Consider the following 15,021-nt stretch of genomic DNA (forward strand, 5'->3'; position numbering starts at 1 on the left):
ACCCCGGGCGGGTCGGCCGTCGGCACCTCCGGGGTGAAGGGCAAGTCCGGCCCAGCGTTGATCATGCTCCCCGGCTCGTAGCCTACCGACCGATCCGAGCGTCAGGTACGGAGATCGGTGGCCATTTACTGGCGGCGCCGGTTGATGGTCAACGCTGGAAATACTCCGTCAGAGACCTGAAAAATGTGGCGGAGTTCCGGGGAGCAGCACGGGTACTTGCCTCCGGCCGCCCCGTGGCCTGGTCGGCTCGGCCCAGAGCAAGTGATCATGGCTCCGGACCCTTCACATCTGCCCTAGCCATAAACATGACTGCCAGGCTGGGTCCGGAGCGCCGCAGGGGGCACCCCGCCACCGAAAGCGCGCCGCCGCGTACCTCGCTGTCCGTCGGCCCCGCCACCGAAACCGACTCCCCGACTCCCCGAGAGGACCCAAAGATGATGTCCGTATGGCCTTCGATCGTTGCCGTACTCGGTACCCTCGCCGGTGCCCTGACCGCCGGACTCCTCCAGCACCGTTCGGCACGTTCCGCACGCGCCGAGGAGCGCGCCGACGGCCACCGCCAGGACCAGCTCGGCGCCGTGACCGACTTCGCGGCGGCCCTGGACGCGCACCGCTCGGCGATGTTCCACCGGGAACGGCTGGCCCTGACCGAGGCGGGCACCGAGCACCAGCTGGAGGCCCAGACGCGGTCCCACGACACCCGGGCGGCCATCACCGCGCCCCACATCCGCCTTCAGGTCCTGTTCCCCGAGCTGGCCGGCCCCGCCCAGCATGCCGCGGACGCCACGTACGAACTGCGCAAGGCCACCGACCGGACCGAGCTGGACGCCCGGAGGCACGAGGCCAAGGAAGCATCCGCCGCCTTCATCGCCGCGGCCGCCACGCGGCTGAGCCCCAACCACCGCTGATCGAGGGCGGCCGCCGTCCCCGAGCGGCGTCCCACCGTCCGGCGCGCAGCATCGTCCTCATAGACCCAAACCTGTGCCCGAACGCGAGCCGTACGCCGTCGCTCCAGCGGGCAGAGGCGACTACATCCTCGCCCGCGGGCCCCACAGGCAGCTGCACCCTGCTGCCGAGTCAGATGCGCGGGAGCGGAGGCAGCTCGGCCTTGGCGCGCAGGCTGCCTGGCGGGAGTCCAACCGTAGTCTCAGGGTTCGACGTCGGAGGCGAGAGCGGACATGAGGGTGTCGATCCGCAGGCGCAGCGCGCAGGACCAGGCGCCAGTGACGGCCACGGACAGCACGTCGCTGCCTACGGCATTCGCCAGCCGGACCTCCAGTGAGGCCGTGACGGGCGGTTCACGAGTACCGCTGGCCAGCAGGGCAACGACACCCCTACAAGATCCCTTCCCGGGGAGGATGTGATCGTTTCCCGGCGCATCTGCGGAACGGGTACGGTCCGCCGCATGGTGGGCGACTTCGATGCAGCTGAGGCAGTGCACGACGGCATATCGGACCGTTCGGAGGCATGGGACTTCATCCGGGCCTTCGCGGCTGGGTGGCACGCGCCCTTGACCGATGGTGACGGCGTCGGTGAGGACCAGCTCAAGCAGGTCGAGGGCCGGCTGGGCCTGTCGCTCCCTACCGCGCTGCGTGAGGCCTACCTGCTCTTCGGTCGACGTCCGGAGTTGTTCGAGCACCGTGATCCGATGCTGCTTCCCTCAGAGCTCTTCGTGCACGAGGACTTCGGGGGTGTGCTGTGCTTCCGCAGCGCCGGACCCCTCCTGTCGGAACGCGGGGACCGAGCCGGGCCGCCGCCGACGCCGACGGTCGGCCCGTGTTGGCGCGAGAAAGGGGCGAAGTCCGTCGCGCAGGCACCGAACGCGTCCGCCGAGCGGTCCATTGAGGCGACCGGGTATGAACCCGAAGCGCAGACGTACATGGCCACCGTCGCCATCTGCTCCCCGCGTGTGCGGGGATGCTGAGATGCCCCCATCCTCCGCACCATCCGTGAGGAGCACACCGGCGCTCACGGCGATCCCGGGACGGGAACAGGCCGATCCGGCCCCGGGTACTAGCCCGGAGCCGGTCGCCCGCACCGTCAGCAGTTGTCGTAGAGGATCTCGAAGCCGGTGATTCGGGAGGAGGTGGAGAGGCTGAAGTTCTTGGTGGTGCCCTTGGGGCCGACGCGCGGGCTGCCGGCGCTGTAGCCGCTGGTCGTGTTGAACCGGATCCAAGGACAGCGGCCGTCGGCCTTGTCGTCGGTGACCCAGCCCGTGACGCTGGACCCGTTGCCGGAGTCGCAGACCTGGGCCCAGCCGTGGCCCTCGGAGCGGCTGACCGAGGAGCTCCAGCAGCCGGAGGCACCAGTGGTAGCCGCGCTCGCGGCCGGGACCGCGAAGGCGGACGCCACGATCACGGACGAGGCGACGAAGGCAAATGCGCGCTTGTTCATGTACTCCCTTTCGTTGTGCTGTTGCGGCCCGTCGGCAGGCCGAAGGAACCCTTCGCCCGGCCTCTTCTGATGGCCGGACACAGGGTTCGACGTCCTACTGGGTGGTTGCAGGGACAGAACCTACGTCGGGGCACGGGCCCTGTAGGAGAGGAACGAGGAACGTTGTCCGGATCCGCGTCCGCCCCCGGGAACGGCCCATCGGCCGTCGGCCCGGTGGACCCGGCCCGGATGGCGGAGCTGCGCACAGCCGATCCGGAACCTCCCCGGAGGGACCTCGAGATGCCTCCTCGGCCGGGCCCTCCGAGACGGCAGCAGGTCCGGCCCGACCAGGTCACCGCACGCGCCAACGGCACGGTCGGTACGACGGTAGGCGGCCTGACCGGAACGGATCGGCGCGACGGCATGCGGCAACGGACGGAGCCCCTCCGGGCCATGCCGAAGCTCCGGTTCCGGCGGGGAACCCCCACGATCGGGATGGCCGGAAGAGGGGACGGCAAGCCTCCGCCGGGCCGCCCGCCCACACCACGGCGCGGACTTGACGTGCCAGACGGCTGCGGGATCCGACTGTCGCGCCACCCGCCGGGCCACAACGGGCTCTTGCGCCATGGGCGGAGCACTCCAGGGACGCGGTCATCGCCAACAAGGTTTGGACCTGCTGGAAATCGAGTACCCCCGGTCGGGCTTGTGGGGCGCTGCCCGTTTCGGATCGTGCGCCGCTTGCTGCGCATGTGGACCTCTTTGGGGCCCCGGCCGGCCGTACACCGGCCGGGGTGGTGGGATATTCGTCAGGCGGCGAGCTCGGCGTCGAGGTGGGCGAGGAGGTCGGACATCGTCCAGTCCCGCTCGGCCGGCTGCTCGGGTACGAATTCCGCGGGACTGCTGAGCTACTGAGCTGCTGTCAGCGGAGTTCGTCGTAGGCGGCGGAGACTATCCGGCCGTCGGGAAGGCGCCAGAAATCCCAGCCGGTGAACCCGGTCTCCGGCAGGGGGTATCCGGCCGCTTCTGCGATGGCGAGCCTGGTCCGGCCTGCCGACCAGTCCTGTCCGTCGTACTCCCAGCACAGCCACAGCCTCCTGTTGCCGCCGGGCCACGCTTCCTCCTCCGGAGGAAGGTTCACAGTCGCTCGAGTCGCACTGGGGTTGTTCCTCAGCCACACGATCACGGCAGTCCTCACGGGCTCTTCGTACCCCGCGGGCTCAAAGGTGAGCTGGAGGCCCTGCGTGAAGATCCCGGCCTTTTGAAGTAGCACGGGGCCGTCGGGCCGTCGGCGGTGCTTGGTTTCACTGGTCAACTTCATCTCCTTGCTCAGGCATGAGCGGTGGTCAGGCGCGTGTCGAAGTCGGCGAGCAGGTCGGAGAAGTCCCAGCGGTCGAGCTGGCAATCCGGGGCCGGCTGCGGGATTTCCCGGGCGGCGACGGGCTCGGTGAAGCTCACGGCGATCGTGGCCGCGCAGTCCTTCACGGGCGCTTCGAAGCCCTCGTGAGGCAGAAGTTCGGCGGCACGCGCTATGAGCTTACGAGCCGCCGCCTTACGGCCTCTGCTCCCCCGCGCACGAGGGATGGACCGCGGCAGTACCGCCGCCGCGACCGTCTACGCCGTCACCGGCCTGAGAGGCGAGCAGGTCGCCCTCGCCCGACCCGCCGTCCTCGTTGAGGATCACATGAAGACCGAGGCCTGCACCGCGTGCGAGACGCCGCCTTCGCCGAGGTACGCCTCCCACCCGTGGACCGGCAACGCGCCCCGCCCCAAGGCCGCCTGACGAAACCTCGCCATCGGCGACCTGAAGCCGGCGGGAGTCACCAACACCGCGGCGGGGCTCCGTCGCGACGCCCGGGCCCAGCCCCGACCCTCCAGCCCCTCAGGCCCCTCAGGCCCCTCAGGCCCCTCAGGCCCAGATGATCATGAAACGGATATCTGCGGACTTTTCGCGAAGCCCCGCGACCCCAGGGGATTTATCTCCACCTCTCCGATCTGTGGCACTATCAGCCCCTCTTCATGCGAAGCGAGGGCTGATGGCCCCGAGCGCGATAGCGCCCGCAGAATTGACTTTGCTAAATAATCAGACCAAGGGGGATACAACTTGTCGGCTGATCCATCGCGAATACCACGCTCCTACCGCGCCGCTGCCTACGGCTGCGCCATGGCGCTGGTGCTCGCACTCATACACGTCGTCGTGGCAGCACCACCGGCCAATGCGTCAGTAAACAACCTGAGATTCGGCACCTGGAACATGCAGGGCGCCGACGGCGGTAGAAAATGGACCGAGATGGTCCCCGGCCTGTTCAGGACGCCGGGAACGTTCAACGACCGCAATGCCGTGATGGCTCTCCAGGAAATCGGAAGCGCCCCCAGCGGGACATCCGTCTCCACGCAAGCAATCCGAGCAGACTATACGAACCGGCTCACCAATACCGTTGTCCATAACACGGTCGACGTCAATGAGAACCTCATCGAGATCGGCGGTGAATTCTACTCGCTCTTCTGGGCCATCACCGACAGCAACGGAGCCGCAGGGGTACCCGGACGCGTCAACGTCGGCATCATGGTGCGCAATTCGCGGCTCAACGGACAGACGCCGCAACCGGTCGTCATCCAGCCCGACACCACGAGCAACGGCTCCCTGCCCCGCCCCATGATCGGAGTGCGGATCGGGGCCGACGTCTACTACAGCATCCACGCCTGGTCGGGGGGCGGGAACGACCGGGACCTGGCAATCGCCGCGGTCAACGACAACACCCGTAACGGAACGGGGCCGGGCGGGGAGTGGGCGGTCGCCGGCGACTTCAACTTCGACCTCCAAACGGGCACCTGGATTCCCCAGTACGGGAACCTTCGCCGCAGCAACGAGATCACGCACCCGGGCCTCCGGGTGAACCAGCGCAACAGCGAACTCGACTACGCGGTCACCAGTTCCCAGCCGGCGGCCGGATTCGGCGCGACACGCATCGCCGTCCAGGGCTCCGACCACTATCCCGTGCAGTTCAACACTCCGTTCCAGGCCCAGGCCGAGCAAGGGTTCACCTACCGCTTCCGGGCCCCGTCCAACGACGAGTATCAGATAAGAACTCCGACGCTCGGAACGGCCGGCGGATCGCGCGACATCGACGCGGCCGTCGAGCAGTCCCAGTGGACGCACACCCTGGGGCAGGTCTGGCAGGCCATCCGGCTCTTCGACATGGACGGCCGGGTCTACTCCCAGCTGGTCAACGTCAACGCCAACAAGTGCCTGGACATCGGGGTCCTGGCCCTCACCCCGGCCTACCGCGTCGTACAGAAGGACTGCGCGGCCGCGCCCGCCAACAGCCAGCTCTGGAACTACAACCCCACCACCCACGCCCTGACCAACGCCGACGGGATGACCCTCACCAGCGGCGGCGTCACCACGCTGCTCGCGTACAACAACGCGCCTCCCGTCAACTGGGAACGGGAGCCCGTCGACCTGCGTTACTGGGAGACCAACGGGTTCCCGAACCTCAGCGACATCACCTTCACCGACACCGCGACCCAGCACTCCCTTGCCGAGGGCACCGACGGCAGCGGATCGATCAGTGAGGGCTCACTGCGGGACGACGCCCAGCCCCCTCCTGCCGAACACTGGCGAATCGAGCCTTCGGGCATCACCGGTGGATCCCACATCGTCGACAACAGCACCGGCGACTGCCTGACCCGCAGCGTCGCCCCGACGGGCGGCGGGCTCTACAAGGCGATCGCGAACGGTCAGCCGTGCGTCAACGGCAGCAAGACCCAGGCATGGGAGTACGACGACCTGCAGATACGGACCACGGACGGCTTCTTCCTGGCCAACACCGCGATCTCCTACGCAGGCGCCACCTACCTCGCTCTGGAAGCGGTCAACTCGCTCGCCACGAGGTGGCGCTACAACTCCTACGGCTTCCTCCCGATCATGGGACACGTGACCGTTCCCAACGGGGACAGCTCGGTCAGTCGCGCGGACTCCTTCCTGGGCCAGGCGGTGGACCGCTACGGCTCCAACGCGACCCTGCGGGTGCCGCAGAGCTACACGGGCGGGCACTTCTCCCCCGGGACCGAGTTCGGCCCCACCGGCTACCAGGCCTCGTTCACCTACGACAACGCCCTGGTCATCACCGCGTTCCTGCAACGCCGCTCCGGCGACGACATCAGCCGCGCCATCGCGCTGGGCGACACCCTGCTGTACGCGCAGGCCCACGACATCGTCCCGGACGGCCGCCTGCGCGCCTCCTACGAACCAGAACCGTTCGTGACCGCCACGGGCAACCCCTACGTGGGCGGGTTCTCCGTCTACACCGGCAACATGGCCTGGGCCGGAATGGCCTTCACCCGGCTGTACAAGGCCACTGGTGAGCACCGGTTCCTGGACGGCGCGACCAGGATCGCGGAGTGGATCCAGGCGAACGCCGCCGACGACCGCGGCGTCGGCGGCTACACCGGCGGCATGCGCAACGACGACCAGACCGGCGCCGAGATGATCCCCATCCGGTGGAAGGCCACCGAGCACAACATCGACACCGGCGCGTTCTTCGCCATGCTCGCCGCGGCCGGCGGCGACCAGACGTGGAAGAGCCGCTCGGACAACGCCTTCGCGTTCGTCGCGAGCATGCAGGCCGACGACGGCCGGCTGTGGACTGGCACCGGCCTGGACGGCGTCACACAGAACCGCGACACCGTGCCCGAGGACATCCAGACCTGGAGCTACCTGGCCACCCTCAACCCCGCCTACGCAACCTCCGTCGACTGGGCCGCCACGAACCTCGCCGCCACCGACGGACCGTTCACCGGCGTCAGCTTCAGCCGGACGGACACCTCCAAGGTGTGGTTCGAAGGCACCGCCCACCTCCTCGCCGCCTACCAGGCGCGCAAGGCCCCCGGCGACACCGCCAAGGCCACGACACTCCTGAACACCTTGCAACTGGCCCAGTCCCAGGCGCCCAACGCCGACGGCAGCGGACTGGTCGCCGCCTCCAACGACGGCCTCACCACCGGCGAGGGCGACATCTACTACTCCGCCCTGCACACGGGCGCCACCGCCTGGTACATCATCGCCGCCGAGGGAGGAAACCCCTTCCGCCTCTGAGCCCGCCCCTCCGCCTCGGGCCCGTGGTCAGCTCCCCACCGACCACGGGCCCGAGGCCCCCCTCACCGACAGCCAGCCATCCGGCACGCCTTCGACGCCGTCTACGGCGGCCCGCGCAGCCCCGACCTTGTCTGGACACCTGGCGACCGGCACACCTGGAGCGATCACCGCAGGGTGATCAACGGGGTTTTGTTCCGGGTCCGGCCCGCGGTCCCGTGGCGTGACCTGCCGGAACGTCACGGCTCCTGGAAGACCGTTTATGGACGGCATCACCGCTGGTCGCCGGACGGAACGCGGGAGCCAATCGTCAATGCCGAGGCAGCCGAGGCAGTAGACCAACACGCTTCGACCGTGATCACTACCGGCTTCGCAACGCGTCTTCCACGACTCGATGTGCTCCCGCCCGCGGGCGCTGAGCATGCTGTCCGCCTGCTCCGCCGCGAGCAGCAGCTTCCGCGCCGAAGCCCGAATCCAGTCACGCCGCTGAGACCGGAGCCCGGTTGGAGGCCGGCGAAGAGCCGAGAGCAACGCTCGTACGCGATCGGCCGCCCGCCTGGCCTGTTCGGCTGCTGCTCGGCCGCGATGATCTCCTCGTGCCGTTCCTGCGCATCGGCAGCGAGGTGTTCGCCCGCCTCAGTGATGGCGGTCTCCTCCTCGGTGCGGTCATGACTCGCGGTGGCGTTCGCGGTCACCAACAACGGGCGCACCTGCTCGATGTCCTGGATCTCCATGGCCTGCTGAAGCCGGGCGAACAGGTTCCGGCGGACCACAGCCTGCTCCTCCAACCAGATGTTGGCGCCGACGACGGCAGCACGGGCCTACTGGTCCGGGTCGGCGCCACGGGGCGCCCGGACACCGGGCGGGTGCTGTGGTTCCGGACGATCCGCTCGACCGCTGGCGTCGACAACCCGCGTTCGGTCATCTCGGCACTCGTCGAGTTCGAACCATTCGGTGGGCCGGGTGAAAGCCTCCGTCCCGTTCCGCTCCTGCCGTGCCGTACCCACGCTGCGCGGGTACGGCCGCCTGGCACGGGAGATGGGCGAGTCCGGCCCTCTCGCACCACAAGAACTCGGCCCGCCCCGATCCTGAACCTCGGCTGGCTGGCTATCGGGGGCCCGGGAAGGTGTGTCGTCCCCATGGGGACGACGGCGCAGCTCCGCCGTCCCCATGACCCCTTCCTTGACGCTGGAGGCGGGGAATGTCGGCGTCGTTCACACACTTTTCTTGGGCGCGAGACCCATCCTCTCTGACGGCCCACAACGGAGCGGCAGAGAAGTCGGAATGGTTCGATCCGACTCTGGCTCCGCCCGTGATCCTCCGAAGAGCTACTGGCCCGAGCCCGCAGCCAAGGGTGGTACTTCAAGGATGAAGAAGAGGAAGCAGGGTTTGGTCGAAAGGGTGTGGAAGTCGTCGGGGAACAGCTCACGGGCGGCTGGGTCTGGTTGCGGCTCGCTGATGACGGAAAGGCGGAAGCCGGCGGTGGTGAAGGCCTCGGTCATCGCGTGCAGTGGCTTGCGCCAGAACCTCATCGGGGCGGACTGCCCGTTGAATGTCCAGTCGAAGGTATAGCTGGTGGTAGTGAAGTAGTCGGGCCGGGGATCCTTGATCGTGTAGGCCACGAAAGGGTGGTCCACCGACGCAATCAGTCGGCCGCCGGGCCTGATCACGCGCCGCAACTCGGCCAGTGCCGGCCCCCAGTCCTCGAGGTAGTGCAGGACCAGCGACGCGACCACGTCGTCGAACGCATCATCGTCGAACGGCAGGGGGTCGTTCAGGTCGACCGCGTACAGGGCGACGTCATCGCCCAGCCGCCGTCTCGCCAACGCCAGCATCCTGGCGCTGGCGTCTATGCCGGTGACGACCGCGCCGCGGTCACGTAGCGCGGCGGACAGCGGGCCCGAGCCGCAACCGGCGTCCAGGACCTGACGGCCGGCCACGTCTCCTGCGAGGGCCAGCATCGCGGGCCGCTCGTAGTACGAGTTCACCAGACTGTTCTCGTTCTCCACCGAGTAGGCCTCGGCGAAACTGTCGTAGTCGTTCGCCAGAGCCGGGTCTGCGGGCTGGGCGAGAACTTCTGGCAGGTCGGTTAAGCGTTCCATCGTCGCAGCCTAGTAGTCACATGATCCGCCAACCGCCGCACGTCGTCTCGGCTCGGGCGTCAGCCGCGTGCTGATGCGCCGACACGATGGCGGCTCGGTCATGTGATCGGTTTGGGGAGGCTGGGCGCGATCAGGGGGTTACCACTGGGGTGGGCCGATGATGGACCGGCCGATCTGTTCCGCCAGCCAGGCAGCGTGGCGTTCCTCGGAGCCGTCGTGGTTCCTGCGGCGTACGTGGACGAGCACGGTGTGGTCGTCGGAGCGCTCTGCGAAGCCCTGGACGCGGCTGTTGAACAGCAGTGAGACCCGGGCGTTGTTGGCTTCGCCGGCGATTCCGTGGTCCGGTACGTCGGGCCAGAGCAGGCTCCGCCACTGGATCTCGCCGAAGTTCGGGCCCACCAGGGCGGTGAACTCGGCCTCGATGCTGCCGAGGGGCTGGTCCAGCATCGACGCCCAGAGCGGCAGGTGCGAGGAGAGGAAGTCCGGATCAGTGGAGAGCTCGGGCGCGTGGACACCAGCGTGCAGGCCCGTCGGGTCGGAAGGGTCCCGCGCCCAGTCCTCGACGTCCTCTTTGCAGAACCAGGCATCCGGCAGCGCCTCGCGTATCCGCAGCACTTCCGGGACGGTGCAGAGCTCGATGTCCACGGACACCTCCGCGTACTGCTCGTCACCCACTGCCGCAAGCTGACGCGCCACGCGCAGGGCCAGTACGGGGTCGGGGGTGCGGAAGACCGGGTACGCGATGGGGTTGGACATGCAAGCACCCTGTCACAGCCGGGATTGGACCGTGGCAGGCGCAGGGCCTGGACGAAGCCGGGGCCCCTCCCCTGCCCTCCCCTGCCCTCCGTATCCGGTCGATACGGAGGGCAGGGGCCGATGGCAACGCGGTGGTGGCCGGCCGCTGGGACGCGGATGTTCGGGTCAGCCGACGGCGATCTCGCCGAGTTGCATGTAGCGGTCGCCGAACTGGTCGGCGCTCAGTTTGGTGCCGGTGACCTTCACGTAGCGGGCCGTGGTCGGCGTGAATGGGAAGGTCTGGGCTCCTGCGCCGGGGCGCGGGTAGTCGTGCTTGTCGGCGACGGTGGTCCAGGTGGCGTTGTCGGACGACACCTGGACGGTGAAGTCGACCGGGAAGCCGAGCCCGGTGTTGGCGCCGTCGGCCCGGCCGAAGAGGTCCAGGCGGCTGATCCGGCGCGCGGCGCCGAGGCCCGCCGTCACGGACTCGGTGTGGTCGACGGACAGGTTGTCGATGCTGCTCCAGCCGTTGGTGCCGGTGGGCAGGGAGCGCCGGCCGTCGGTCAGGGCGTTCTTGCTCCAGCCGTCGTTCTCGTAGCTGCTGGAGGCGGTGACAGCGGCGCCCTCGACGGGGTTGGTGCCCGGGTTGAGGCGTACGTTGTCGAACCAGGCGCTCGCCGCGCCGGTGGCGAGACCGACGTTGCCGACCGGGTAGCTCGCGTCGGTGAGGGAGATCAGCTCCGTCGATCCGGCGTACACCTTGAGGGTGGAGCCGCGGGTGACGGCCCTCAGGATGACCGTCTGGCCGGCGGTGTACCCGGGCACCTTCGCCTTGGCGATGGTGGCGGCGCTGCGGTCGACGAAGACCTCGCCGTTGTTGCGCAGGCCCACCAGGTAGCCGGCCTGCCGGTCGGTGGGGTTCTGGGTGTGGACGGTCAGGCCCGCCCAGTTGGTTTCCCCGCCGTCTGCGTTGACCCCGGTGATGCTGACGTCCACGGAGGCGGCGACGTCCCCGTAGGCGCGGCCGGGCACCGCGGAGACCGTGTCCCAGTTGGCGGCGGTGTCGCTGTCGAGCTCCGCGCCCGAGGTGGTGGTCTCGGTGGTGTTCGTGATCACGGAGGAGGTCAGCGCCCGGGCCAGGACCGGCTTCGTCGCGGCGAGTTGGGTCAGCAGCTCGTAGTCCTGGATGCCTGCCAGCAGGGCCTCGCTGCGCATGCTGTCGTAGACGTCCAGGGCGGCCTTGTTCGGGCGCACCAGGAACGGGTCTCCGTTGGTCGAGCCGTTGAAGGTGTCGACGTGGTCGTAGCGCGTCACCGGGTTGCCCTCCGGCTGCGTCCAGATGTTCCAGCCCCAGTGCAGGAATCCGTTGCCGCCCACCGCCGAGACCATCCACGGCGTCAGACGGGAGTCCGACAGCGGGTAGCTGATGAACCGGTTGATGTGCCGGTCCCGCGGGACGGTGCAGTAGTAGAGCCAGAGGTCCTTGCCGGCGAGGCGCCTGCTCTGGTAGTAGCCGGCGTGCTCGTCGTAGTCGTAGTCGTAGTCGTAGTCGTTGTTGTATGTTCGGCGTGATCGTGCCGAGCGCGTCGTCCAGGGCGGAAACGACCTGGTGGTGGGCCTGGTTCGACTGCCCCTGGGGGAAGTACGCGTGGTAGCGCTCGTAGAGCCAGAGCGCGGCGTCGGTCTGGGCCTTGTCGGCGGCGTAGGGCTCGTCGACCGCGCTCATGTAGAACACGTCGCTCCACCGGCGGCCGGGCGTGCAGGCCGGTCCCGCGTCCAGGCACTTGGAGTCGAGGTGCGCCTTCAGCGCGGGGCCGTCCACGAGCTTGGTGTCGGGGATGGAGAGGGCAGTGAAGTCGGCGTAGATGACGTTGTTGCGGTGCTCGGCGTAGTTCTTCGCGAAGTTCCCCATGAGCGTCCACCACTCGGGCGAGTAGTCCGCGATCCCGTACTGGTCGGGTATGGACGAGGACGTCCAGTTGTAGTCCCAGCCGACCGAGGTGAACCAGTTGTTCATCCGGAACGTCGAGCGGTTCGCCGGGGGCACCTCGGCGTCGTACACCCGTACGGAGGACCTCGTTGCGCGCCGCGAACAGCGTCACCGCGTTGGTCGGCCGCTGGGGTGCCGACGAGGCACGGGGCGGGGCCGAGCCCGTCGTCACCCGTCATCACCGGCCAGTTGCACCCGGGCCAGGCCGTGCCACCAGTGACCGCATCCGCCGGAGCAGAAGCGTGCGCGGCGCCGTTCTGTTCCTGCGGGCCGTGTGTGTCGAACCAGTCGATGCCCTGCGACATCGGGCGCAGGCCCTGGGCGAGTTCGTTGAGGATGACGTCTCGTTCGGTCATGACGGCCGACGCTCACGATCCGGCGGAACTGGACCCCGTCGACCTCCCAGAAGCAGACGGGGCTCAGCGGAATCCTGCTCACCCAGGTCACGTGCCCCCGCCGGCGGATCGGCGGCGCTCATGAGCCGGGGCGTCGCCTCATAGCCAGGGGAACTGGTCGGCGGAGTACCGGTAGGCGCGGAAGACGGAGTTCTGGGCGCCGGCCGAGGATTCCAGGCCGACACCCTCCCCGAAGGACCGGAACTGCGGGACCACGAACTCCCAGACCACGTCACCGGCGGGGGTGACCTCGAAGAGCCGTCCGAAGGAGCCCTCGGCGATGAAGGTATTGCCGTTGGGGAGCCGTTGCGCGCTGGACATGTAGGGGCTGTAGAAGTTCTGTGGCGGGTTGTCCTCGTACGACCACACCTCCTTGCCCGTGCTCGGGTCGAGCTCCAGCACCCGCGAATACGGTACGGACGTGGTGTCGCGGTAGGTGCCGTTGTCGAAGACCAGGATGTTCCCGCCCGCCAGCTCGTGCGGATGGTGCTGCTGCGCCAGGACGTCGGGGCCGATGTGCCACACCACCGAACCGTCGGTGCGGTCGATGGCCACGGTGGAGGACGCGCTGCGGAAGCCCACGACGATCGAGCCGTCGGCGCGTTCGTTGACGGTGTTGGCCATCGGCCAGTGCTCACGCGCGAAGTGGGCGTTGAGCGGGAATTCCTCGGGGTCGAGGTGTTCGATCGCGGCCCAGCGCCACACCTGCTCGCCATCCCAGGTCAGCTCGTACACCACGTCCCCGTAGATCACCCCGCCCGGGGCCTCCGAGCCGGGGATGCCGCCCCGGATACGGGCCGCGTCGGCCGGGTCGAGCGGTTCGACGACGGTGACGATGAGGTTGCCGTTGCGCAGGAGGGAGGCGTCGTGGTGGTGGAAGGGGTGCCGGACCTCGCGCAGGACCGTGGAGTCCGGGGCCAGCTCCTGGAAGATGCCGCCGTGGTAGACGTCCCAGATGGGGAAGAGGGTCGGGCTGCTGGTGTCCTTGGCCGCGTAGAAGAGGTTGCCGCCGGGGAGGAGCTGCGCCTGACGGCCGGGCGGGTGCGGGGAGCTCCAGGTGTGGACCGGACGGCCCTCGATGTCGACGAGGTGGATCTCGCCTGAGCTGGTGATGGGTGTGTAGAGGGTGAGGCCGCCGTAACTGCGGACGGGGTCATGGGCGATCAGGCCGACGCCTCGGCGGCGCAGCGTGTTCTGGTCGACGGTCATGGGGATCTCCGTAAGGTGTTGGTCGTGCTCGGTGGGTGCGGTCGGTCTGATCGGTTCGTGAGGTCAGTGGACGGTGACGGCGGCGGGGTCGACGGCCGTGAGGGGCTCGGCCTGCAGGTACCGCAGCAGCGCGGCCCTGTCGAGGGCGCCCGGCAGGCTCTGGGTGGCCTTGGCCCAGGCGGCCTCCTGCTCCAACTGGCTCAGCAGCTCGGGCGAAAGGGTCGCGCCGTAGCCGTAGCGGGGCTGGAAGGCGTCCACGTGGTCGGCCTGGAGCGCGCCCTTGGACTGGGCCAGTACGGCCTTCCGCGCGGCCGTCGGGTCGGCCGCGATCTCGCGCTGCGCCTTCAGCAGCGCCCGCAGGACGGCCGTGGTGGTCGCCTCGGTTGCCTTCGGGCCGGCGACGAGCAGGGTCCGTGCCGTGTAGCCGGTGAAGCGGAGCTCGGCGTAGCGGTCACCGAGGGTCGTGCGGGCGGCGCCGTAGAAGCTGGGGAAGGTGACGCCGGCGTCCACGTCCCCCCGGGCTAGCGCCGAAGTCACTTGGTTCGGGGCGAGGTTGACCACGGTCACGTCTGCGGCCGTCAGCTGTGCGGAGGCGAGCATCCGCGACAGCGCGTACTCGACGTTCGTGCCTTGCGGGACGCCGACCTTGCGGCCCTTCAGCGCGGCGAAGTCGGTGATCTGCCGGTCGGTCCGGGTCAGCAGGCGCCAGTCGTCGAACCGGGACAGGTCGGCGACGATCCGTAGCTCGCGCCCGCCCAGCGCGGCCGTCACCGCAGGCAGGTCACCCACGACGCCGAGCTGTGCCTGACCGCCGAGTACGGCGTTCAGTGAGTCCCTGCCCGTGGGCTGGGTGGTCACGGTGGCTTCGATGCCCTCGGCGGACCACAGCCCGTGCTCCTGGGCGACGTAGACGGGCGCCCCGCCGAGGTAGTCGCTGGCCGCGAGGGAAACGGCTGGGCGAGCGCCGGCCGCGGAACCGGAGCCGGATCCGGCACTGCAGGCCGAGGTGAGTGCGCAGAGCAGGGCTGCCGTCAACAGTGCGGCCGCTGCACGGGGTCTGAGCATGTGAGGGGGGTCCTTCCAGGAAGGGAGAGGGGCATGGACATGGAGCTGTGGGCGGAGCTC

Annotated in this window: 12 protein-coding genes and 2 pseudogenes; 5 read left to right on the forward strand and 9 right to left on the reverse strand. The window is 68.9% G+C overall.

The features are described 5' to 3' along the window. Positions 1-434 precede the first annotated feature (434 nt). Together OHU74_RS01710 and OHU74_RS01715 are read left to right on the forward strand one after the other, a co-directional pair. Positions 435-908: a hypothetical protein gene (locus tag OHU74_RS01710; RefSeq protein WP_371614205.1), complete on the forward strand. Its 474-nt coding sequence runs from the start codon at positions 435-437 to the stop codon at positions 906-908. Between the two features lie 497 nt (positions 909-1,405). Further along, positions 1,406-1,924: a hypothetical protein gene (locus OHU74_RS01715; RefSeq protein ID WP_371614206.1), complete on the forward strand. Its 519-nt coding sequence runs from the start codon at positions 1,406-1,408 to the stop codon at positions 1,922-1,924. Between the two features lie 116 nt (positions 1,925-2,040). Here the strand turns inward: OHU74_RS01715 and OHU74_RS01720 are convergent, their stop codons facing one another. The 3 genes from OHU74_RS01720 to OHU74_RS01730 form a co-directional block, all read right to left on the reverse strand. Next, entirely contained in the window at positions 2,041-2,394 is a 354-nt protein-coding gene (locus OHU74_RS01720; RefSeq protein WP_371614207.1) for a hypothetical protein, read from the reverse strand. An 898-nt stretch (positions 2,395-3,292) separates the two neighbouring features. Continuing rightward, entirely contained in the window at positions 3,293-3,685 is a 393-nt protein-coding gene (locus OHU74_RS01725) for a hypothetical protein (RefSeq protein ID WP_371614208.1), read from the reverse strand. Positions 3,686-3,699: 14 nt separating this feature from the next. Then, on the reverse strand, positions 3,700-3,855 hold the full coding sequence (locus OHU74_RS01730) for a hypothetical protein (protein WP_371614209.1): 156 nt from the start codon (positions 3,853-3,855) through the stop codon (positions 3,700-3,702). A gap of 97 nt (positions 3,856-3,952) precedes the next feature. On the opposite strand from OHU74_RS01730, the gene OHU74_RS01735 reads away from it, so the two are divergent. From OHU74_RS01735 to OHU74_RS01745, 3 genes and pseudogenes are all read left to right on the forward strand, one after another. Further along, a complete protein-coding gene (locus tag OHU74_RS01735) occupies positions 3,953-4,153 on the forward strand; it encodes a hypothetical protein (protein WP_371614210.1) in 201 nt (66 codons plus the stop codon). Between the two features lie 390 nt (positions 4,154-4,543). Continuing rightward, positions 4,544-7,468: a hypothetical protein gene (locus OHU74_RS01740; RefSeq protein WP_371614211.1), complete on the forward strand. Its 2,925-nt coding sequence runs from the start codon at positions 4,544-4,546 to the stop codon at positions 7,466-7,468. 156 nt (positions 7,469-7,624) lie between these two features. Further along, positions 7,625-7,798 (forward strand): annotated as a pseudogene (locus tag OHU74_RS01745) (transposase); the annotation flags it as partial. Between the two features lie 995 nt (positions 7,799-8,793). On the opposite strand, the gene OHU74_RS01750 reads toward OHU74_RS01745, so the two are convergent. The 6 genes and pseudogenes from OHU74_RS01750 to OHU74_RS01775 form a co-directional block, all read right to left on the reverse strand. Then, on the reverse strand, positions 8,794-9,567 hold the full coding sequence (locus tag OHU74_RS01750; RefSeq protein WP_371614212.1) for a class I SAM-dependent methyltransferase: 774 nt from the start codon (positions 9,565-9,567) through the stop codon (positions 8,794-8,796). Positions 9,568-9,705: 138 nt separating this feature from the next. Next, the gene (locus OHU74_RS01755; RefSeq protein WP_371614213.1) at positions 9,706-10,323 is read right to left on the reverse strand and encodes a hypothetical protein; all 618 of its coding nucleotides are present in this window, start codon (positions 10,321-10,323) and stop codon (positions 9,706-9,708) included. Positions 10,324-10,488: 165 nt separating this feature from the next. Next, complete coding sequence (locus OHU74_RS01760) at positions 10,489-11,418, reverse strand: discoidin domain-containing protein (RefSeq protein WP_371619531.1); 930 nt, start codon at positions 11,416-11,418, stop codon at positions 10,489-10,491. Between the two features lie 60 nt (positions 11,419-11,478). After that, positions 11,479-11,838, reverse strand: a pseudogene (locus tag OHU74_RS01765) (glycoside hydrolase domain-containing protein); the annotation flags it as partial. Between the two features lie 948 nt (positions 11,839-12,786). Next, the gene (locus OHU74_RS01770) at positions 12,787-13,896 is read right to left on the reverse strand and encodes an aryl-sulfate sulfotransferase (protein ID WP_371614214.1); all 1,110 of its coding nucleotides are present in this window, start codon (positions 13,894-13,896) and stop codon (positions 12,787-12,789) included. A gap of 63 nt (positions 13,897-13,959) precedes the next feature. Continuing rightward, positions 13,960-14,961: an ABC transporter substrate-binding protein gene (locus tag OHU74_RS01775; protein ID WP_371614215.1), complete on the reverse strand. Its 1,002-nt coding sequence runs from the start codon at positions 14,959-14,961 to the stop codon at positions 13,960-13,962. Positions 14,962-15,021 lie beyond the last annotated feature (60 nt).

Source organism: Streptomyces sp. NBC_00454 (genome assembly GCF_041434015.1).
Taxonomy (GTDB): Bacteria; Actinomycetota; Actinomycetes; order Streptomycetales; family Streptomycetaceae; genus Streptomyces.

Excerpts from the sequence above, each read along its gene's own strand:
- OHU74_RS01710 (WP_371614205.1), top strand. The coding sequence starts at position 435 with ATGATGTCCGTATGGCCTTCGATCGTTGCCGTACTCGGTACCCTCGCC.
- OHU74_RS01735 (WP_371614210.1), top strand. The coding sequence starts at position 3,953 with ATGGACCGCGGCAGTACCGCCGCCGCGACCGTCTACGCCGTCACCGGC.
- OHU74_RS01720 (WP_371614207.1), bottom strand. The coding sequence starts at position 2,394 with ATGAACAAGCGCGCATTTGCCTTCGTCGCCTCGTCCGTGATCGTGGCG.
- OHU74_RS01750 (WP_371614212.1), bottom strand. The coding sequence starts at position 9,567 with ATGGAACGCTTAACCGACCTGCCAGAAGTTCTCGCCCAGCCCGCAGAC.
- OHU74_RS01755 (WP_371614213.1), bottom strand. The coding sequence starts at position 10,323 with ATGTCCAACCCCATCGCGTACCCGGTCTTCCGCACCCCCGACCCCGTA.
- OHU74_RS01770 (WP_371614214.1), bottom strand. The coding sequence starts at position 13,896 with ATGACCGTCGACCAGAACACGCTGCGCCGCCGAGGCGTCGGCCTGATC.
- OHU74_RS01715 (WP_371614206.1), top strand. The coding sequence starts at position 1,406 with ATGGTGGGCGACTTCGATGCAGCTGAGGCAGTGCACGACGGCATATCG.
- OHU74_RS01775 (WP_371614215.1), bottom strand. The coding sequence starts at position 14,961 with ATGCTCAGACCCCGTGCAGCGGCCGCACTGTTGACGGCAGCCCTGCTC.